The organism is Brevibacterium sp. 239c (assembly GCF_900169365.1).
In the GTDB taxonomy this organism is placed as follows: Bacteria; Actinomycetota; Actinomycetes; order Actinomycetales; family Brevibacteriaceae; genus Brevibacterium.
In genome coordinates this window covers 149,860-170,070 of record NZ_FXZH01000003.1, presented here as the reverse complement: position 1 = coordinate 170,070, position 20,211 = coordinate 149,860, and the positions used below count along the sequence as shown (strand labels likewise).

The window sequence follows — 20,211 nt, the reverse complement described above, 5'->3', positions numbered from 1 at the left end:
CCCAGTCATGCGTATTTGACCTGTGGACCCAGAGGCGGTTTCCACAAGCGGCAGTTCGGCGCTGGTGCGAGCGAGGCCTGTACCCAAAGCTTGTCGACATGGCCGTCTCTCCCGATGATCGCTTCGCAGGCCTCATCAATTCCAGCGCCGAACGCGGCGGGTGGGTCCCAGGAGATGTGTTCGGAAGCGACACCGAAGGCGAAGAAGAGCCGGTAGAGCAGCGTCGAGTGCGCCTGCCCATCCTGGTGGCATTGTTGGTGGCGACAATTGCTGTGCTCGTCATCGCCTTCCTCATCTTCCGACCCGCCCCACACCATGCCGCCTCTGAAGAACAGGTGGGATCAGCAGAGGGCGGCGGCACAGACGCCGGTGGCAGTGCAGGCGCGACTGCGACCCAGAGCGCCGACGACGGAACCGTCGTCGTCCATGTCACCGGAGCAGTGCACAGACCCTCCGTCGTGACCCTGAGTGCAGGAACTCGAGTCCAGGACGCGGTGGAAGAGGCCGGGGGACTGAAGGAACAAGCCGACGCGGAGGCGATCAACCTTGCCCGGGTCCTTAAAGACGGCGAGCAGATCCACATCCCCGCCCGCGGAGAAGAGCCAGAGACGAGTCGTGCTGATGACGCCGGCTCTGCTTCGAACGCAGGCGGGAGCTCAAGTGCCAGTCCAGGCGGAGACCCAGGAGGGGCTGCGAGCTCCAGGGGCGCAGGTTCCGGTGGTGCGGAGGACAACGCAGCAGGTGATCCCGGCAGCGGCTCCGCAGATCCGAATCCGGGGGCAAAAGTCGACCTCAACACCGCTGACCTCACGAGCCTGGAGACACTGCCCGGAGTCGGTCCTGTGACCGCAGAGGCGATCATTGCCCACCGTGAGGAGCACCCCTTCACCAGCGTCGAGGATCTGCTGTTCGTCCAAGGTATCGGACCCAAGACCTTCGAGAGTCTCAAAGACCTTGTCACCGTCGGGTAGGGCTCAGCGAGCGAGGACTGGTGGGGCGAAATCTGAGCGGGTCAGAGACCGGTGGAAGACGGTTGTCACCTGTGTGAGGACCACTGCCCAGATCTGGCCCGGATCGGTACGCCTGCTCATCTGCGCGCTGGCACTATGGACCACTGCACTGCTGGACCTCGGACCCTGGGCGCTGCTGGCTGCACCAGCTCTCGTCGGCCTCGGCTTCCTGTGTCTGCGCAGGCACCATCACCTCGGTGTGCTCCTCATCGTCTTCACCTGCCTGTTCACGATCCAGACCACCATGCTCGGCGCCGCTCGAGGAACGGATGATGCCACCTCGGCGGAGGGCATCGTGGTCGGGCACAGCCAGCCGGGGGAATCGGGCTGGTCTCGGCTGACGGTGCTGACCTCGACCGGTATCACCGAGGTGCTCAGTCCCTCGGCGCCACCCGATGGTGCTCGTGTGTCCATGCGCACCGAAGCCCTCGATGACATTCGCATCTCCAACGTTGATGCGAACGTCCTTCGTACACCGAACAGGCTGTGGCAGTGGCGAACGGACCTGCGCATGCAGCTGCGCGAAGACTCACTGGCCTCGGGCCACAGCGGCGGAGCACTCTTGCCAGGACTCGTGGTCGGAGACACCGGGCCGCAGAATGCACGGATGGAAGACGACATGCGTGTGGTGTCCCTGACTCACATTTCGGCCGTCTCAGGCAGCAACGTCACGATCGTCAGCCTCGGCGCCGGACTGTTTGCCGGACTGTGTCGGGCCGGGCCCAGAACACGCGTCGCAGTCGGGGTGCTCACCTGCATCGGGTATGTGTTCGTAGTCGGATTCGAACCCAGTGCCATCCGGGCCGCTGGGATGGCTATCGCGGTGGCCCTCGTGTTCCTACGTGGGGGAGGGATCTCACCGGTGGCGGTGATGAGCACGACCGTGTGCCTTCTGCTCAGCCTGGTCCCCGTGCTGGCCACCTCGGTGGGGTTTGTGCTCTCCGTCGTCTCGACCGCCGCCATCATGTTCATCGTTCCGATCCTTCTGCGGTATCTGAGCCTGCGACTGTCGCTGGTCCCCGCCATCGTCATCAGCGCCCTCCTCGTGCCCCTGGTTGCTCAGTTGGCATGTACCCCGGTGCTAGTGGCGATCGATCCTCGGATCGGGATGTGGTCGGTGGCGGCCAACGCCCTGGCCGCACCCGCAGTGCTGCCGGCCACCATCCTCGGGTTCCTATCGCTGGTGTGCGGGGGTCTCGGACTCGTCGGCGTCCCGGGACTGCTGTGGGCTGCTCAACTGCCTGCCTGGTTCGGCTCTCTGTGCGCATGGTGGATCGTTGCCGTGGCCAGGGCCTGTGCCGGACTGCCCGGGGCGGCATTGGACTGGCCGCAACCGCCGTGGGGGACGCTGGCCGCAACCGGGCTCCTCGTCGTGTTGGCCGCAGGCACATGGCTGATAGTGCGCCGCAGACTGTGGGGAGTTCCAGTGGTCGTCGTCTGCATCTGCCTGACAGCGCTGATCATCGTGGTCGGCCGGACGAAACCACCGGCAGATGACTGGTTGGTGATGGTCTGCGATGTGGGGCAGGGCTCGGCAACGCTGATCAACCTCGGCGAAGGCCGTGGGCTCGTCGTCGACACGGGGAAGGACCCGAAGCCGGTCGACGTGTGCCTTGACGAGGGTGGGATTGAGGAGTTCGATCTGTTCATCTCCCACTTCGATGCCGATCACAGTGCTGGGTATGCCGGAACCACATGGTCGCGGACCCTGCAGCAGCTGTGGGTGTCTGCCAACGTCAGTGGGGGAGCCGAAGCCCGCAACATCGTTGAAGACACCGGCGCCGAGGTGGTTGCCACAGCACGTGGACGCACGATCGACGCCGGTGGGGCACAGATCGAGGTGCTCTGGCCGCCTACGACGAACACGGAGGAGTCAGGGGGTGCAGAGGAGGCGGCAGGGGCCGAGGAAGCACAAGGGAGCGGGGGCACCGAGGTGCGCAATGAGGATTCTCTGGTCCTGAGGGTCGAGCAGAACGATTTGAGTTACCTGGTCCCCGGAGATATCGGCGAGGACGAACAGTTCATCGTCGCTCAGAACCTCGAACCCGTCGATGTGCTCATTGCACCCCACCATGGCTCTTCCGACCTGTCAGAGGACTTCTTCACGGCCGCAGGCGCTCGCCTCGGAGTGGTCTCGGTGGGAGACAACAGCTACGGCCATCCCACGCCACGAGCCCTGCAGGCCTTCGGACCCGTCCCTGTTCTGCGCACCGACCTCTGCGGCACCGTCGCCATCTATGCGAACGCACAGTACAGCACCGGGCGAGGCTGCCCATGACTGCCGGTGACTGCGGCGCGTCGTGTCCATGGCTAACGATAGGCTTGGGCCATGGCAGTGAAGAAGACCCTGATCCCGTGGAGTTCCGCGAAGCCCGCGCCCGTAGTGATGATCTCTGGAAACGAGCCTGTGCTCATCCGAATGGCCAAGGATCGGATCGTCACTGCCGCACGGAAGTCCGACCCGGAGGAGATCGAATTCGACGCCGCCGGATACCAAGGCGGAGAGCTGCTCATGGCGGCCTCGCCCTCATTGTTCTCTTCTTCGAAGCTCATCGTCGTCGACAGCGTCGAGAAGTGCTCGGAAGCATTCTTGGCAGATGCGCTCGCCTACCTCGATGACCCCAATGACGATGCCGTCGTCGTTCTCCTGCACGGGGGAGGAAATCGGGGTGCGAAGCTGGTCAAGAAGATCGAGGCGAACGGATTCCCCCGAGTTGATGCGGCCGCGCTGAAGAACGAGAGTGACCGGGCCAAATTCGCCCAAGGCCGGTTCAAGGCTGCGAAGAGGCAGATCGACGAATCCGGGATGGCAGCACTCATGTCCGCGCTCGGGGCCGACCTGTCCGAGCTCAACGCCGGTGTGGAGCAGCTCGTAGAAGACACGGAAGGAACCATCACCGCTCAGGTTGTCGACCGGTACTACGGCGGTCGGGTGGAAGCCACCGGCTTCAAGGTCGCCGACGCTGCCGTCGGGGGAGATGCGAAGAATGCACTGAGCCTCCTGCGTCACGCACTGTCGACCGGCTCCGACCCGGTGCCACTGGTGGCCGCTGTTGCAATGAAATTGCGGGGGATGGCCAAGGTCCAGGGCTTCTCGGGATCAAGCGGTGAACTCGCGGCGGAGCTGAAGATGGCTCCGTGGCAGGTCGACCGTGCCCGGCGTGAGGTGCGCCGTTGGAACGAAGTGGCGCTGGGACAGTCACTGATTGCGGCGGCCGAAGCCGATGAAGCCGTCAAGGGCGGAGGCCGTGACCCGGTCTACGCGGTCGAATGGTTCGTCTCCGAAGTCTGCCGGCTGGCTCGCCAACGCTGAGCGGCGAACACATCCCAAACGCTGCATAACGCTGAGCGGTGAACACATCGCAAACACTGAGCAGTGAATAGACGAGGGGCCCGATCCAAACGGATCGGGCCCCTCGAAGCTATAGCCTCAGTGATCGACTCAGAGAGCGTTGATCTGCGTGGCCATTCTCGACTTGCGGTTCGCAGCGTTGTTCTTGTGCAGAACACCCTTCGAAACAGCCTTGTCGAGCTTCTGGGCGGCAACAGCATAAGCCTGCTGTGCTTCGTCCTTCTTGCCGGCAGCAATGTTCTCGCGGACGACGCGGACGTGTGACCGAACCTCGGACCGCACAGCCTTGTTGCGCTGGCGAGCCTTTTCGTTGGTTTCAATCCGCTTGATCTGTGACTTGATATTAGCCAATTTCAACACTCTTTCGTGTTAGTGGAACATGGTCGTGAGGGCACACCTGATCGACATATTCGTCTCCGCGGGGAAACACATCGACGATATCGAATCCGGTGGCATCTTCACCCGACCTAGACGAGACACACGCCATTGATGAAGATACTCTCTCTACGATACAGGCTGATCCTGTCAGGCAGAAATTCCCTACGCCTGGTCGCAGGATCTCGGTCTCGGTTCAGGCCCGGGGTCAGCCGGCGTTGACGTTCTTGGCGACCTGTTCGAAGATCTCGCGGGGCATGATCGCACCTTCGCGGCGGATGGACTGCGGATCGAGACGGATCACGCGATCGAGACGAATCTCAGAGGGCCGACCCTGCGAGTCCCAGTCGCCGCTGCCGATATTCATCCACCGAGCGTGACGGTCTTCGCGAACCTCGCCGACGCCACCGGGGATGTGATCCTTGCTGGTGAGCATGAGTGCCAGAACCCAGCGACCATCCTTGCCGACGACCAAGGAGGGGCGGTCCTTGCCCTGGGAGTAGTCTTCTTCGAAGGGGATCCACCCCCACACGACCTCACCCGGATCGGCATCGCCGTCGAGATCGGGTGCATAGGAGACATTGACCGAGCCTTGGTAGTCACCCGGATAGTCACTGTCCTTCGCTGAGGCGGCGCCGGAGGCCCGTGCATCACCTCGCGGGGGGTTGCTCGGGTGGGGTCCGGACCCCTGCGAGCCTGCCTTCTTCTTCGCTTGGGAGTCCCTGAGGAACTTGAAGCCTTCATTGACGCCGATCTTGACGGCGCGATTGACCAGTGATTTCCAACTCATGTGCGCCAATCCTAATCGACGTAGTCCAGAACCGCTTCGATCGGAAAATGGTCGGACGGGTATTCACCATCAGTGCAGAAGGTATTGATCCGAGTCGACAGGGTCCGCAGGTCAGAAGTTGTGAGGATCCAGTCGATGCGGCCATCACCGACTTTCGGACCTTTGTAACGGTGGAAGGTGCCGATGTCTTGGCTCGGGACGACCGCCCCAGTGTCGGTGAGTCCCAGCTCTGTGCAGAAATAGTCGTAGACGGGGGAGCCGGTGGCGACGTTGAAGTCGCCGGTGACCACGGCCGGACCGTTCGCCTCGGCGATGTGGAGTGCCATGATCTTCCCCGACTCCAGACGGGCCTCCTCCGATTTGTGGTCGAGGTGGGTGTTGAGCAGGCGCAGCGACCGACTTGTCACCAGGTCTCGAAGGTCCACGACGTTCAGGGTTCGGGCGTGTGAGACGCCCCACGATTCGGAGGCGACCGTCTCCGGCTGTTTGGAGAGCCAACTGATGTCGACCTTGTCGACGTCGAAGCGCGACGAGTCGTAGATGACGGCGGTGAACTCACCCGAATTCCCGCCCGAATGCCCCTCACCCAACCAGATGTACTCATCGGGGAGCAGGCTGATGAGTGTCTCGAGCTGATCGAGCTCACCCTCCTGCGTGCCGATGATGTGAGGGTGAGCCTCAATGATGAGATCGGCGGCGATGGGCAGACGCTTGGACACGGGATGCCCGTCCAGCGCCGGATACCTGAGGTTGAAGCTCATGATCGAGAAATCGCTCATGCCCCAATCTTCGCCGATCAGCACCGAAAGTGGGGATCGGCGTCGGGATTCTCAGCCAGTTGAAGTGGCTTCGAACACGTGTTGCCCGCATGTGACCGGACGCCCGGACTGTTCCCAGGTGCTGAGGATTCCAGTCTGGTGCGCAACCCATGGAACAATGGAAGTTCTGGTCTGTCGAAGGAAGGGCGTTCATGTCACCTCAGGTGAAGCCACAAGCACTCGAACGGATTTCTCCGTCCGCTACATCACCCGAGTTGATCCGCAATTTCTGCATCATCGCTCACATCGACCACGGCAAATCGACCCTGGCCGATAGGATGCTCCAGGTCACAGGGGCTGTGCAGCCGCGCGATATGCGTGCTCAGTACCTCGACCGGATGGACATCGAACGCGAACGCGGAATCACGATCAAATCCCAAGCCGTGCGCATGGCCTGGGAGAACGACGACACTCCCTTCGCTCTGAACATGATCGACACACCGGGCCACGTCGACTTCAGCTATGAGGTCTCCCGGTCGCTTGCCGCCTGTGAAGGTGCGCTCCTCCTCGTCGACGCCGCACAGGGCATCGAAGCCCAGACGCTGGCTAACCTCTACATGGCCATGGAGAACGATCTCACGATCATTCCCGTGCTCAACAAGATCGACCTCCCCGCGGCCCAGCCGGAGAAGTACGCGGAAGAACTCGCCAACCTCATCGGCTGCGAACCCGAAGACTGCCTGCTGGTCTCCGGTAAGACAGGCGAAGGCGTCGACGCGGTCCTCGACCGCATCATCTCCGACATTCCCGCTCCAGTCGGCGACGCGGATGCTCCAGCGCGAGCCATGATCTTCGACTCCGTCTACGACACGTACCGGGGGGTCGTGACGTATGTTCGCCTTATCGACGGTGCCCTGCGCCCGCGTGAGAAGCTGACGATGATGTCGACCGGCAGCACCCACGAACTCCTCGAGATCGGTGTCTCCTCACCGGAGCCGAATGCCACGAAGGGGCTCGGGGTCGGCGAGGTCGGATACCTCATCACCGGTGTCAAAGACGTCCGCCTGTCCAAGGTCGGTGACACGGTCACCTCGGCCTCGAAGCCGGCCGAACAGGCACTCGATGGCTACAAGGAACCCAAGCCCATGGTGTACTCCGGGCTCTTCCCGATCGATGGATCGGACTATCCGGTGCTGCGCGATGCGCTCGACAAGCTCAAGCTCAACGACGCCTCGCTGGCCTACGAGCCGGAGACCTCCACGGCACTGGGCTTCGGCTTCCGCTGTGGCTTCCTCGGACTCCTCCACCTTGAAGTTCTGCGCGACCGCCTAGAACGCGAATATGACCTCGACCTCATCTCCACCGCACCCAGCGTGATCTACGACGTCACGATGGAAGACGGATCCGAGATGGAGGTCACGAACCCCAGCGAGTATCCGACGGGCAAGATCAAAGAGGTCCGCGAACCCATGGTCCGGGCGACCATCCTCACGCCGAGTGAGCACATCGGTGCGGTGATGGAGCTGTGCCAGACACGTCGCGGCAGCCTGCTGGGCATGGACTACCTGTCCTCGGACCGGGTAGAGATCCGTTACAGGCTGCCTCTGGCCGAGATCGTGTTCGACTTCTTCGATCAGCTGAAGTCGAAGACCAAGGGCTACGCCACGCTGGATTACTCCGACGACGGCGAAGATGCGGCAGATCTGGTCAAGGTCGACATCCTGCTCCACGGCGACCAGGTCGACGCCTTCTCTGCGATCGTCCACCGCGACAATTCCTACTCCTACGGTGTGCTCATGGCCGGGAAGCTGCGCAAGCTGATTCCCCGCCAGCAGTTCGAGGTGCCTATCCAGGCGGCCATCGGTTCGCGCATCATCGCCCGCGAGACCATCCGCGCCATCCGCAAGGACGTGCTGAGCAAGTGCTACGGCGGCGACATCAGCCGTAAACGCAAACTGCTGGAGAAGCAGAAGGAAGGCAAGAAGCGAATGAAGTTCGTCGGCAATGTCGAAGTTCCACAGGAAGCCTTCATCGCAGCGCTGTCCTCCGATGAGCCGGAGTCCAAGAAGGAACCTAAGAAGTAAGTGCCCGCACAACCGACTGGTGAGACCCCACCGCTCGACGGTTCGCTGCCGGCCTCGGCCGGGATCGGCGCGACAGATCGTGGGCTGAGCCTCTACGTCCACGTCCCGTACTGCCGGGTCCGCTGCGGTTACTGCGACTTCAACACCTATACCGCCGAAGATCTGGGTCCCGGTGCCTCCCGCGACGACTATCGCAGCAATCTTGCCCGGGAGCTCGACCTCTCGACCCGTGTGCTCGCCGAGGCAGGCGCCGGCGATCGTACGGTCACGACGATCTTCTTCGGCGGGGGCACCCCGACGATGCTGGCCGCCGAGGTGCTGGCCGGAGTGATGGACGACATCCGCGACCGCTTCCGGTTGGCACCTGACGTCGAGGTCACGACCGAAGCGAACCCCGACACCTTAGCCCCGTCCTATATCGCCACCTTGGCAGCCGCAGGTTTCACTCGGATCTCCCTGGGCATGCAATCAGCGGTACCCCATGTGCTCGCGACCTTGGATCGCACACACGACCCAAAGAAGATTCCGGATGTGGCCCGGTGGATCAAAGAGGCCGGACTGGAGCTGAGCCTCGACCTCATCTATGGAACCCCGGGGGAGTCCATCGACGATTGGCGCAGATCACTTGAAGTGGCTCTGAGCAACGACGTCGATCATATTTCAGCCTATTCGCTGATCGTCGAGCCCGGGACGAAGATGGGGGCCATGGTTCGCCGCGGCGAACTGGCAATGCCCGACGAAGACGACCTGGCCGATAAGTATGAGATCGCCGATGCCGCTATGGAAGCCGCCGGTCTGCACTGGTATGAGGTCAGCAACTGGTCGACGTCAGCGAAGACCCGCTGCGACCACAACATGGCCTACTGGCGCAATGCCGATTGGTGGGGCTTCGGTCCCGGAGCCCATTCGCACATCGGTGGGGTGCGATTCTGGAATGCTAAACATCCCCGTGCCTGGTCCGACCGCCTGCTGGCAGGTGAGTCGCCCGCCATCGGACGCGAGGTGCTGGACACAACGACCCAGGAGGTCGAGCGGATCATGCTCGCGGCTCGAATCGATTCGGAACTGCCGCTGGATTCACTGGGCGCAGGCAGTGAGCGGGCAATCAGAGGGTTCGTCAAACAGGGACTGCTCGATGGTGACGCTGTAGGCGAAGGCCGCTTTGCACCCACGCTGCAGGGCCGGCTGATGGCTGATTACATGGTCCGCATCCTCACGGATTACGTGAACTGAACCGCTGGGTCCCACTTACTGAACCGCTCGACTCTGTGAACTGAGTCGAACGCAGAGAAGCCGCTGTCATCAAATGCGATGACAGCGACTTCTGCGTGCAGATAACACGATCAGATCATCTGATTGGCGTGATCACTTCACGAAGTTGAACACGAGCGGGAACTTATAGCCCTCGCCCTTGCTCCCTGCGACCGCAGCGATGATGTAGAGCACCGTGTAGAAGATCGGGACGATGAACGCCAAGAAATAAATGAAGATGCCCAGGCCGAAGGTGACCAAGGCGAGGAGGAAACCCAAGACCAAGAACACGATGACAGCAGCGAACGTGGCGATGCAGTTCGTGATCATCGCGTTGAGTCCCTGCCGCGAATGTTCGCGTACATAGGGCGATTCGTCCTTCTTCACCAGGAACATGATGAGAGGCAGGAAACCGACGAAGATGGACCCGATATGAGTCCACAGCACCGTGGTTCTTTCGCTCTCGCTGGCCTGCCAGAACATTTCGGAGCCGGGACCATAGGCATTCCCCGGCAGCATCCGCGAGTCGAACATGGCCGGATTGCCGACCGGCTGCGCAGGACCGTTGCCGTAGGCCTGCTGCCCATAGGGCTGCTGCGTGTACTGCTGCTGACCCTGGCCGTAGGCCTGCTGGGAACCGTAGCCGGGCTGAGCGGGCTGGCTCTGACCATAAGGCTGTTGGAAACCGTAGCCGGGCTGTGGGGGCTGGCCCTGCTGGGAACCATAGTTCTGCTGAGCCGGGTTTGGCTGCTGCGAACCGTAGCTTTGGTTCTGCTGGCTGTAGGGCTGGTGGGGTCCAGAGGCCTGAGAATAATTCGGTGGCATGGGACGCGACTGGTCAGAGCCGTTGTTCGGCTGCTGCAGGTTATAAGACATGCGGGTCCTTTCAGAGCTTCTGGTCATTCACACTATCGGAAACCCCATGTCGCCGAACTGGGGAAAGCCCGAATCGTGTACCAGATCGATCACAATCGACCTGGGCCTCAGCCGACGGTGACGAAGTCGATGAGTTCTTCGACTCGACCTGAGAGCGTGGGTTCGACGTCGGCGATGGTGCTGACCTTGCCCAAGATACGCACCCAGCCCCGGGCCACGTCCCTGTGGTCGGCGTGAGGCCAACCGATACGCCGCAGGACCCCTGTCTTCCAGTCCTCGCCCCGAGGCACGACTGGCCATTCCCTGATGCCCACGACATGAGGCTTGACGGCCTGCCAGATGTCGACATAAGGATGACCGATGATGTGGACGACGTCGCGATAGCGCGGATCGGCGCGCACCGCCTCGGCGATCTTGGATTCTTTGGTGCCGGACACGAGATGGTCGGCCAGGACCCCGACGCGGTGGTCCTTGTCGGGACCGAACGCCGCGAGCTTGTCGGCGACATCGTCCAGGCCGCCCAGCGGTTCGACGACGACACCTTCGATGCGCAGATCGTCGCCCCAGATCTTCTCGACGAGCTCGGCATCGTGTTTGCCTTCGACCCAGATGCGAGATCCGCGAGCCACTCGGGCCCGAGCATTGCCGACCGCGCGCGACCCCGAGGCTGTGCGACCGGGAGCCGATTTCTTCTTGGCCGGCAGTCTGAGGTCGACGGGTTTGCCTTCGAGAAGGAAGCCAGGCCCCAAGGGGAATGCGCGGACCTTTCCTGCCCGGTCCTCGAGATTGACGACGACTCCGGCGGTGGTCTTCTCGGCGCCGACGACGGCACCGACATATCCGCTCATTGCGTCTTCGAGAACCATGCCGAGACCCAGTTCGACGGGGGTGGACTTCTTGGGTCGGTGTGAGGAGGGCGAGGAGCCGGCCAGCACATCGGGCCCGTAGCGATCAAAGGTATTCACGGACAACCACCCTAATCAAGGACTCGATGGGATGGGTGGTGACCCGCTGAGGTGGAGCCGAAAGTGAATTCGGAATATAAGAGGCGTAGAATTGGCACTCAAGACAGATGAGTGCCAAAAACGGTGCCGAGCGAAGGAAGGAGACGAATGAACGACAGCAGGCGAGCACAGGTTCTGCGTGCGATCGTCGAAGACTTCGTCGCCACCAACGAACCCGTCGGATCGAAGGCCATCGTGCAGCGCCACACGCTCGGCGTCTCTCCGGCCACGATCCGCAACGACATGGCCCATTTAGAGCAAGAGGGCTACATTGCGCAGCCCCACACTTCGGCAGGGCGGATTCCGACCGATCTCGGCTACCGAATGTTCGTCGACCGCATCGACGACTTCAAACCGCTGACGCATGCTGAGCGACGTGCGATCTTCCAGCTCATCGACGGCGACGGGGACCTCGATGACATGCTCGACCGCACGGTGCGTGTGCTCTCAGGCCTGACCCATCAGGTGGCACTGATCCAGTACCCGAGCGTCTCCCGCGCCACGATCAAACACATCGAGGTCGTAGGGCTGGGCCCCAACCGCATCCTCGTCGTCCTCATCACCGACGCCGGTCAGGTCGAACAGAAGATTGTGATCACTCCCGGCAGCGTGGATGACGAGGTGCTGCGGGGAATCCGCGATGAGGTCAACACCGAATTCTCCGGCCAGAAGTTATCGCAAGTGATGAGCACGAGTACATCCAGTGCTTCGGTGCAGGGCATGGACCCCGCTGTGACAGAGCCTGTCGTGGCGACCAGCCAGCCAGGCGCGGACGTCGCCGCAGCGCTGGCACAGGTCCGGTCCGCGGTCACCGATCTCATCATGGCCACACGCGAAGAACGCATCATCATGGCGGGCACAGCGAATCTGGCTCGCTCCGGGAGGGAGTTCGGTGAGAAGATGGCACCGATCCTCGAAGCTTTCGAAGAACAGGTTGTACTGCTCAAGCTGCTGACATCGATGGCCGAGGACCAAGAGGAGATCAGCGTTCGGATCGGTCGTGAGAATACTCACGAGTCATTCAGCTCGACATCTCTCGTGGCTGCCGAATATGGTCATGACGCGGGGTCCTCCGCTCGATTGGCTGTGCTCGGGCCGACCCGGATGGACTACCCCACGACGATCACAGCTGTGCGGGCCGTAGCGAAATACGTCTCCTCTGTCCTCGATCAGGGCTAGATGCACCGGCACGAGCGCACACAGCACACCATGACCACACAGCACAATAGGACCACACAGCACAGCGCGCACCAACACCACCGCGCGAACAGGCACGAGAACGCGAACAACGCACACCACCAGGGAGAGAGAAGTTTCTGTGGCCGATCACTATGAAACACTCGGAGTGTCCAAAGACGCTTCGGCGGCTGAAATCAAATCGTCGTACCGAAAGCTCGCTCGGAAATATCACCCCGATGTGAACCCCGGACACGAGGACGAATTCAAAGCCATTTCCCTCGCCTACGACGTCCTCTCCGATTCGGAGAAGCGCCGTAACTACGACATGGGAGGCGGCGAGAACGGACAGGGCTTCCCTGCCGGCGGTGGCGGCTTCGGCGGCTTCGGCGATATCTTCGAGACCTTTTTCGGTGGGGGAGCCGGCTCGGCCGGTGGCCCGATGCCGCGCACACAGCGTGGCAAGGACGCACTCGTCGGAGTCAACATCGATCTCGAAACCGCCGCGTTCGGCGGAAACATCGATCTCGATGTCACCACGGCAGTCGTCTGCGACACCTGTTCAGGTGCCGGAACACAGCAGGGCACATCCGTTGAGACCTGCACCCTGTGCCACGGAGCCGGCAGCGTCCAGCGCATGACCCGGACCCTGCTGGGCCAGATGGTGACCAACCAGACGTGCAACTCCTGCCACGGCTACGGCACCGTCATTCCCAGCCCCTGCCTCAACTGCCAGGGTGACGGACGCGTCCGCAAACAGCGGACCATGAAGATCCGAATCCCCGCCGGAGTCTCCGACGGCACACGCATCCAGCTCTCATCCCAGGGCGAAGTGGGCCCCGGCGGCGGACCTGCCGGCGACCTCTTCGTCGAGGTCATGGTGGCCCGCCACGAAGTATTCCAGCGCGACGGTGACAACCTGCGCGCCTCCGTCTCCGTGCCGATGACGGCAGCCGCACTCGGTGCCTCGATCCCCTTCGACACCTTCGACGGCACGCAGGATCTTTCCATCGAGGCCGGCATCCAGTCGGGCACCGTCGTCAAATTGCCCGGCCTCGGCGCCACCCGACTGCGCTCGGAGACCCGAGGCGACCTGCTCATCACGGTCGACGTGATGACGCCGGACAAGCTCGACGACGCGCAGAAGGACCTGCTTGCGCAGTTGGCAACGCTGCGTGAGGAAGAGACCCCACGCGCCCAGATCACCACCCAGAACCGTGGCGTGTTCTCCCGCATGCGTGAGAAGTTCGCCGGTCGGTGAGTCTTCCCGTCTTCTTCTCGCCCCAGTCCGCCGAGGCGGTCACCGGCCAGGTGCTCACTTTCGGTGAGGACGTGGCCGGGCACGCGGTCCGAGTCCGCCGACTCGGACCGGGGGACGAACTCGAAGTCGTCGACGGATCCGGCACCCGTGTGCGCGGAACCGTTTCGAACGCCTCGGCGAACGAACTCGGACTTCACGTCGCATCGGTCACGCACACGAGAGCAGACCAGCCACGGTTGGTTCTCGTGCAGGCTCTGGCCAAGGGCGACCGTGACCTGCAGGCGATCGAAACCGCCACAGAGATCGGCGTCGACGAGGTGGTTCCCTGGGCCGCCGAGCGTTCGATCGCCGATTGGCCGACGAAGAAGCGTGACAAGCTCGCCGCCAAATGGGACAACGTCATCCGGGCGGCCTCCCTGCAGGCCCGACGCTCCCGCTTCCCGTTGCGCCACGACCTGGTCCGCGGCACCGGCCTCGCAGCGACTCTGAGCGAGACTGACACCGTCTACGTCCTGCATGAGGCCGCAGAACTCAGACTCTCGCAGGCCCTGAGTGAATCTCGTTCCGCGGGCATCTGGTCTGCTGCCTCTGGAATGGAGAATTCTCCAGATCCCGAACGCATCGTCTTAGTCGTTGGTCCCGAAGGCGGCGTCAGCGACGCAGAGCTTGATGCACTCGCGGCCGTCGGCGCCAAAGCCGTACTTCTCGGTCCGACAGTCCTGCGGTCGTCCTCCGCCGGTGCGGCCGGGCTCGTCATGGCTCAGAATTCATTGGGCCGTTGGTGACTAAGCGGACTACGATGGAAGCACACAATTGCAGTACTCCTAAACGTACGAACAGCCACTAAGGATCATTCTGGACACCTCCACTCAGCCCACGAACTCTGTGAACCTCACTCCAGGCGAAGAAACGCCGTCGGACACAGTGCGTCTCGTGATTCCCGACTCCATCGATCTGGTCGAGTTCTTCGGACCGGGGGAGTCGAACCTGCGCAAGCTCGAGCGAGTCTTCCCCGACCTCGACCTGCATGTGCGGGCCAACCAGGTGCAGGCCACCGGTGAACCGAATCGCGTCGCAGCATTCGTCTCCGTCATCGGGGAACTCAAGAAGCTGCACGCCTCCGGCCACCGCATCAACGAAGAGACGATCGACCGGGTGGCGTCGTTCTCCTCCGAGGGGAAGGCAGCCTCGGCGGTGATGGGAACGAACATCCTCTCCACCCGTGGAAAGTCCATCCGTCCCAAGACGATGGGCCAGCACGATTATGTTAAGGCGATCCGCAACCATACGATCACCTTCGGCATCGGGCCTGCAGGCACGGGCAAGACCTACCTGGCCATGGCCATGGCCATCAACGCACTGCAGCACAAAGAAGTCTCACGCATCATCCTCACCCGTCCCGCGGTTGAGGCCGGAGAGAGCCTGGGCTACCTGCCGGGAACTCTCAACGAGAAGATCGACCCGTACGTGAGGCCCCTCTACGACGCCCTGCACGATATGGTCGATCCCGAATCGATCCCGCTGCTCATCGAAACGGGAACCATCGAGGTCGCACCGCTGGCCTATATGCGCGGGCGCACCCTCAACGACGCGTTCATCATCCTCGACGAGGCGCAGAACACGACCGGTGAGCAGATGAAGATGTTCCTCACCCGCCTGGGCTTCGGCGCTCGGATGGTCGTGACCGGGGACGTCTCCCAGATCGACCTGCCGGGCAAGACTCGCAGCGGTCTCAACGTCGTGCAGGACATCCTGACCGGAATCGAAGACCTGGAATTCTGCCACCTGGGCAGCAAGGACGTCGTCCGCCACTCACTGGTGACGAAGATCGTCGACGCCTACGACCTGTGGGGAAGCAGCGAATGAATACCGAGATCTCCAACGAAACAGATGCAGCGATCGACCTCGACGAGGTTGTAGCTCTGACTGAATACCTGGGCCAGGCTCTGCACATGCACGCCGGTGCAGAACTCGCCGTGACGATGGTCGATGCGAAGGCGATGGAGGAACTCCACGTCACCTGGATGGACCTCGACGGTCCCACCGATGTGATGTCCTTCCCGATGGACCAGCTCACGCAGGGGCAGGCCGGGGCGCCCACCGAGGGCCAGATGGGCGACATCATCATCTGCCCCGAGGTGGCCGCAGCCCAAGCCTCGTCTTCGGGACATTCGACGATGGACGAGGTGCTCCTGCTGACTGTCCACGGCTTCCTGCACCTTCTCGGCTATGACCACAGCGAACCCGAAGAGAAGGAAGAGATGTTCGCGCTGCAGCGGCATCTGCTGCTGACCTTCTTCGCTGCGCGCTACGACGGACGCACCGACATCCCTTCACCCACCGAGGTCTGAGTCGTGCTCTGGCTGTTCCTCGGCGCAGCACTGTGTCTCGTCGTCTCGGCGACGCTTTCGGCCGTTGATGCCGCTCTGCTCAGTGTCTCCCATCAGGCAATCCAGGACGCGAAAGACGAAGGCAAGAAGGCTGCGTTCCGGGCAGAGAAGATCCTGATCGATCTGCCCACCAACATCAACGTCATCATCTTCGTCCGCAACTTCATGGAAGCTCTGGCCACGGTGTTCATCGCTTTGGCCTATGACTCGATCTACTCCGTCGGACCGCTCATGGTCGTCCTCACCGTGCTCACCGCATCGATCGCGGTCTTCGTCGTTGCAGGAGTGTCGCCGCGAACCATCGGACGACGCCGTTCTCTGGCAGTCTGCCTCAATCTCAGCTGGGTTGTGGGCGTCGCCCTCGTGGTACTCAAACCGCTGACGAAGATCCTCGTCCTCCTGGGCAACCTGCTGACTCCGGATCGCGTGTACAAGGACGGCCCCTTCGTCACCTCCGACCAGCTGCGCGACCTGGTTGAGCGGGCCAGCGAATCCGATGTCATCGAAGACGGCGAACGCGAAATGATCCAATCCGTGTTCAACCTCTCGGACACCTCGGCGAACGAGGTCATGGTCCCGCGCACCGACCTCGTGACCGTCAACTCAGGAACCCCGCTGTCCAAAGTCATGAATCTCTTCCTCCGTTCGGGGTTCTCACGGGTCCCCGTCAGCGGCGAGGACCTCGACGACATTCGTGGCGTCGCCTACCTCAAGGACGTGGCCCGACGACTCCATCTCCACCCGGAGGACGCGGAGCGGTCGGTCGACATCCTGGCCAGAGGAGTGCTGTTCGTCCCCGAAACCAAACCCGCCGATGACCTGCTGGAGCAGATGCAGCTTGATTCGACGCATCTGGCGATCCTAGTCGACGAATACGGCGGCACCGCTGGGCTCGTCACGATCGAGGACATCGTGGAAGAGATCGTCGGCGAAATCGAAGACGAATACGACACCAGCGACGAAGAGCTCGTCGAGGCCGAAGACGGCTCATTCGTCATCAGCACCCGCATGTCCATCTCCGACTTCGCCGATCACTTCGATGTGAAGATCGACGAAGACGACGTCAACAGCGTCGGCGGTCTTCTCACGAAGCTCATCGGCCGCGTCCCCATCGACGGTTCGCACGCACAGATCGAAGGCCTCAACATCGAAGCGATGGAGGGCCAGGGCCGCCGCCACCGCATCACCCACGTCAGGGTTACGAAGGAAGAGAACTGAAATGGAATTTCGCACGGACTATCCCGAGAACTACAGGGCCGGCTTCGCCTGCTTCGTCGGCCGGCCGAACACCGGAAAATCAACGCTGACGAATGCTCTGGTGGGGGAGAAGGTGGCGATCACCTCGTCGAAGCCCCAGACCACTCGGCACACGATCCGCGGCATCGTCCACAAGGAAGACCACCAGCTGATCCTCGTCGACACCCCGGGCCTCCACAAACCACGCACCCTGTTGGGCAGCAGGCTCAACGACCTTGTGGCCTCGACCCTGAGCGAGGTCGACGTCATCGGCTTCTGCCTGCCCGCCGACGAACCCATCGGTCCCGGCGACCGGTACATCGCCTCCCAGCTTGAGCTCCTCGACGGGCGCACCCCGATCGTGGCCCTGGTGACGAAGACCGACAAGGTCTCCCAAGACAAGGTCGCCGAGGCGCTGATGGCCGTCGGCGAGCTCGCGAACTTCGCCGACGTGGTCCCGGTCTCCGCCGTGGATGGGTTCCAGATCGACACGGTCGATTCTGTGCTCACCGGTCATCTGCCGAAATCGCCCCCGCTCTACCCGGAAGGGGAGCTGACGGACGAGCCGGAGGAGAAGATGATTGCCGAACTCGTGCGTGAGGCCGCGCTCGAAGGCGTCCGCGACGAACTTCCTCACTCCCTGGCCGCTCAGGTCGAGGAGATGTACCCCCGTGAGGGACGCAGCGAGGACAACCCGCTGTGGAACGTCCACGTCAACCTCTATGTCGAACGTTCCAGCCAGAAGGCGATCATCATCGGCAAGGGCGGCAGCCGACTCAAAGCCATCGGCAGCGAATCCAGGCGCGGCATCGAGGCACTGCTGGGGACCAAGGTGTATCTCGACCTGCATGTGAAGATCGCCAAGGACTGGCAGCGTGACCCGAAGCAGCTGGGACGCCTGGGCTTCGACTTCAGCTGACAGGTCGTCGGCCGATGCAATTTCGGCTGAGAGGACTCTCACGTCAGCGGCAGTTGATTGACGAGGCGCGGCCTGCAATAGACTAGGCCGAGTGAATGCCGAGCAGACTCTGGTCGCACTGAGCGACCGTTCCCCCCAAGTTGCCCCCGACGAACTCATTGCGGGCCTTGTCCCGCCACCGCAGTTCCAGGACGTGTCCTTCGCCAGCTACCGCACCGATGACTCGGAGCCCTCGCAGGCTCAAGCACGCAACAAGCTTGAGGAGTTCGTGGCGTCGTCGACATCGAAGGGCTTCCTGGGCAAACTGTTTTCGAAGGGCAAGGACGGACCCAAGGGGGTCTATCTCGACGGCGGCTACGGCGTAGGCAAAACCCACCTCCTGGCCGCGGCATGGCATGCCAATGAGAAGCCTGCGACCTTCGGCACGTTCGTCGAATATACGAACCTCGTCGGCGCGCTCGGTTTCATCCGTGCTCGCGACGATCTCTCACAGATGAAGCTCGTCTGCGTGGACGAGTTCGAACTCGACGATCCCGGTGACACGGTGCTCATGTCGCGACTCATGCGCGAACTGACCGACGCTGGGGTGAAGATCATCGCCACCTCGAACACCTTGCCCGGGGCACTGGGAGAGGGTCGCTTCGCGGCACAGGATTTCCTCCGGGAGATCCAGGCGCTTGCCGACCAGTTCGACATCTACCGGATCGAGGGTAAGGACTACCGCCATCGCGGGCTGAGTGAACCTGCTGATCCGGTTCCGGCTGAGAGCCTTGACGCCGAGACGGCTAAGTTGACCGGCACCGTCGCCCGCGACGACTTCCCGACGCTTCTGCGGCATCTCTCCACGGTCCACCCTTCGCGTTACGGACGCATGGTCGACGGTCTCGACGCAGCCGTGTGGGAGGACGTGCAGACGATCGACAACGAGGGTGTAGCCCTGCGCTTCGTCGCGCTCGTCGACCGGCTCTATGACCGCGACGTCACGATCATCAACTCGGGCCAGGCGCTGAACAAGGTCTTCACCGACGAGTCGCTGGCCGGAGGCTACCGCAAGAAGTACATGCGCTGCCTTTCGCGCTTGACGGCACTCTCTGCGCAGTAGCCGGCGCTCTCCCTGCAGCATTCAGCAGCGAGCACTCAGCGCGGAGGCTTCGGCGCTACTGCAACTTGAGATACCTGAGGACCTCGAGTTCGGGGATCCAGTCGGGGAGACCGATGATCCTCAATGCACTCCAGACGAGGACTGCGACGAACGCTGCTGTGACCGCAGCGATCGTCCAGCGCACCCACAGCGGCTGCGCCATGACCCAATGCGTCCATTTCTCGACGTGGACTCGCACGAAGTGCAGAATCCTCTGCGCCCAGCTGAACTCGCTGGAGATGACGAACAGTCCGATGATGACGATGAGCCACCCGGGGCCCGGCAGTGGCACAAGCAGTAGTCCGATGAGCACGATGAGAGTGCCCACTGCGCCGACGACGATCCGATAGAGCCGTGCCGCGTGCGGGTTGGCTGTGATGTTTCCGCGCCAGCGCAGGAAGCTCAGACGTGTTTTGCGCCAGGGGCGCACGCCTTGCTTGTGATGGCGCGACAGCCACCCTTGCGGGCGCTTGTCCGTGGGGTCATCGTTCACTCTTCCAATATAAGTCGATGAGTCTGAAAGCTAGATTTGCGCGTGTGACCACGATCACGCCGATCTGATTTTGCATGGACCGTCACCTGCGTATA

At 62.4% G+C, this 20,211-nt stretch carries 19 protein-coding genes; 13 read left to right on the top strand and 6 right to left on the bottom strand.

The features are described 5' to 3' along the window. The first annotated feature begins 98 nt into the window (after positions 1-98). The 3 genes from BSP239C_RS04200 to holA all read left to right on the top strand — a co-directional run bounded on the left by BSP239C_RS04200 (position 99) and on the right by holA (position 4,323). Complete coding sequence (locus BSP239C_RS04200; protein WP_101570370.1) at positions 99-971, top strand: helix-hairpin-helix domain-containing protein; 873 nt, start codon at positions 99-101, stop codon at positions 969-971. Positions 972-1,044: 73 nt separating this feature from the next. After that, complete coding sequence (locus BSP239C_RS04195) at positions 1,045-3,288, top strand: ComEC/Rec2 family competence protein (protein ID WP_101570369.1); 2,244 nt, start codon at positions 1,045-1,047, stop codon at positions 3,286-3,288. Positions 3,289-3,339: 51 nt separating this feature from the next. Next, entirely contained in the window at positions 3,340-4,323 is a 984-nt protein-coding gene (gene holA / locus BSP239C_RS04190) for a DNA polymerase III subunit delta (RefSeq protein ID WP_101570368.1), read from the top strand. A gap of 129 nt (positions 4,324-4,452) precedes the next feature. Here holA and rpsT read toward each other — a convergent pair whose 3' ends face one another. The 3 genes from rpsT to BSP239C_RS04175 all read right to left on the bottom strand — a co-directional run bounded on the left by rpsT (position 4,453) and on the right by BSP239C_RS04175 (position 6,306). Beyond that, entirely contained in the window at positions 4,453-4,713 is a 261-nt protein-coding gene (gene rpsT, locus BSP239C_RS04185; protein ID WP_101570367.1) for a 30S ribosomal protein S20, read from the bottom strand. Positions 4,714-4,945: 232 nt separating this feature from the next. Beyond that, entirely contained in the window at positions 4,946-5,527 is a 582-nt protein-coding gene (locus tag BSP239C_RS04180; RefSeq protein ID WP_101570366.1) for a type II toxin-antitoxin system PemK/MazF family toxin, read from the bottom strand. An 11-nt stretch (positions 5,528-5,538) separates the two neighbouring features. Continuing rightward, the gene (locus tag BSP239C_RS04175) at positions 5,539-6,306 is read right to left on the bottom strand and encodes an endonuclease/exonuclease/phosphatase family protein (protein WP_101570473.1); all 768 of its coding nucleotides are present in this window, start codon (positions 6,304-6,306) and stop codon (positions 5,539-5,541) included. Between the two features lie 191 nt (positions 6,307-6,497). Between BSP239C_RS04175 and lepA the strand changes: the two genes are divergently transcribed. Both lepA and hemW read left to right on the top strand, forming a co-directional pair. Beyond that, positions 6,498-8,369, top strand: coding sequence for a translation elongation factor 4 (gene lepA, locus BSP239C_RS04170; RefSeq protein ID WP_101570365.1), 1,872 nt, complete (start codon positions 6,498-6,500; stop codon positions 8,367-8,369). Then, positions 8,370-9,602 carry a radical SAM family heme chaperone HemW gene (gene hemW, locus BSP239C_RS04165; protein WP_101570364.1) on the top strand — a complete coding sequence of 411 codons (1,233 nt, stop codon included), beginning with the start codon at positions 8,370-8,372 and terminating at the stop codon, positions 9,600-9,602. It abuts the gene before it with no gap. A 132-nt stretch (positions 9,603-9,734) separates the two neighbouring features. On the opposite strand, the gene BSP239C_RS04160 is transcribed toward hemW, so the two are convergent. Next, positions 9,735-10,496, bottom strand: a complete 762-nt coding sequence (locus tag BSP239C_RS04160) for a DUF4870 domain-containing protein (protein WP_101570363.1) — start codon at positions 10,494-10,496, stop codon at positions 9,735-9,737. Between the two features lie 107 nt (positions 10,497-10,603). Next, the gene (locus BSP239C_RS04155) at positions 10,604-11,467 is read right to left on the bottom strand and encodes a DUF3097 domain-containing protein (RefSeq protein ID WP_101570362.1); all 864 of its coding nucleotides are present in this window, start codon (positions 11,465-11,467) and stop codon (positions 10,604-10,606) included. Positions 11,468-11,608: 141 nt separating this feature from the next. On the opposite strand from BSP239C_RS04155, the gene hrcA reads away from it, so the two are divergent. From hrcA to zapE, 8 genes are all read left to right on the top strand, one after another. After that, complete coding sequence (gene hrcA / locus BSP239C_RS04150) at positions 11,609-12,679, top strand: heat-inducible transcriptional repressor HrcA (RefSeq protein ID WP_101570361.1); 1,071 nt, start codon at positions 11,609-11,611, stop codon at positions 12,677-12,679. Positions 12,680-12,818: 139 nt separating this feature from the next. Beyond that, positions 12,819-13,937, top strand: coding sequence for a molecular chaperone DnaJ (gene dnaJ, locus BSP239C_RS04145; protein WP_101570360.1), 1,119 nt, complete (start codon positions 12,819-12,821; stop codon positions 13,935-13,937). Next, positions 13,934-14,722: a 16S rRNA (uracil(1498)-N(3))-methyltransferase gene (locus BSP239C_RS04140; RefSeq protein WP_101570359.1), complete on the top strand. Its 789-nt coding sequence runs from the start codon at positions 13,934-13,936 to the stop codon at positions 14,720-14,722. Before dnaJ ends, BSP239C_RS04140 begins: the two co-directional genes overlap by 4 nt. A 67-nt stretch (positions 14,723-14,789) precedes the next feature. Then, positions 14,790-15,803: a PhoH family protein gene (locus BSP239C_RS04135; protein WP_374701017.1), complete on the top strand. Its 1,014-nt coding sequence runs from the start codon at positions 14,790-14,792 to the stop codon at positions 15,801-15,803. Continuing rightward, positions 15,800-16,288 (top strand): rRNA maturation RNase YbeY, encoded by a 489-nt coding sequence (gene ybeY, locus BSP239C_RS04130; protein WP_101570357.1) that lies wholly within the window; start codon positions 15,800-15,802, stop codon positions 16,286-16,288. The genes BSP239C_RS04135 and ybeY overlap by 4 nt, the downstream gene beginning before the upstream one ends. Positions 16,289-16,291: 3 nt before the next feature. Then, positions 16,292-17,545, top strand: a complete 1,254-nt coding sequence (locus tag BSP239C_RS04125) for a hemolysin family protein (protein WP_101570356.1) — start codon at positions 16,292-16,294, stop codon at positions 17,543-17,545. 1 nt (position 17,546) lies between these two features. Then, positions 17,547-18,482, top strand: coding sequence for a GTPase Era (gene era, locus BSP239C_RS04120; protein ID WP_101570355.1), 936 nt, complete (start codon positions 17,547-17,549; stop codon positions 18,480-18,482). A gap of 91 nt (positions 18,483-18,573) precedes the next feature. Then, on the top strand, positions 18,574-19,584 hold the full coding sequence (gene zapE, locus BSP239C_RS04115; protein WP_101570354.1) for a cell division protein ZapE: 1,011 nt from the start codon (positions 18,574-18,576) through the stop codon (positions 19,582-19,584). Positions 19,585-19,639: 55 nt separating this feature from the next. Here zapE and BSP239C_RS04110 read toward each other — a convergent pair whose 3' ends face one another. Then, the gene (locus tag BSP239C_RS04110; protein ID WP_257930068.1) at positions 19,640-20,116 is read right to left on the bottom strand and encodes a PGPGW domain-containing protein; all 477 of its coding nucleotides are present in this window, start codon (positions 20,114-20,116) and stop codon (positions 19,640-19,642) included. Positions 20,117-20,211 lie beyond the last annotated feature (95 nt).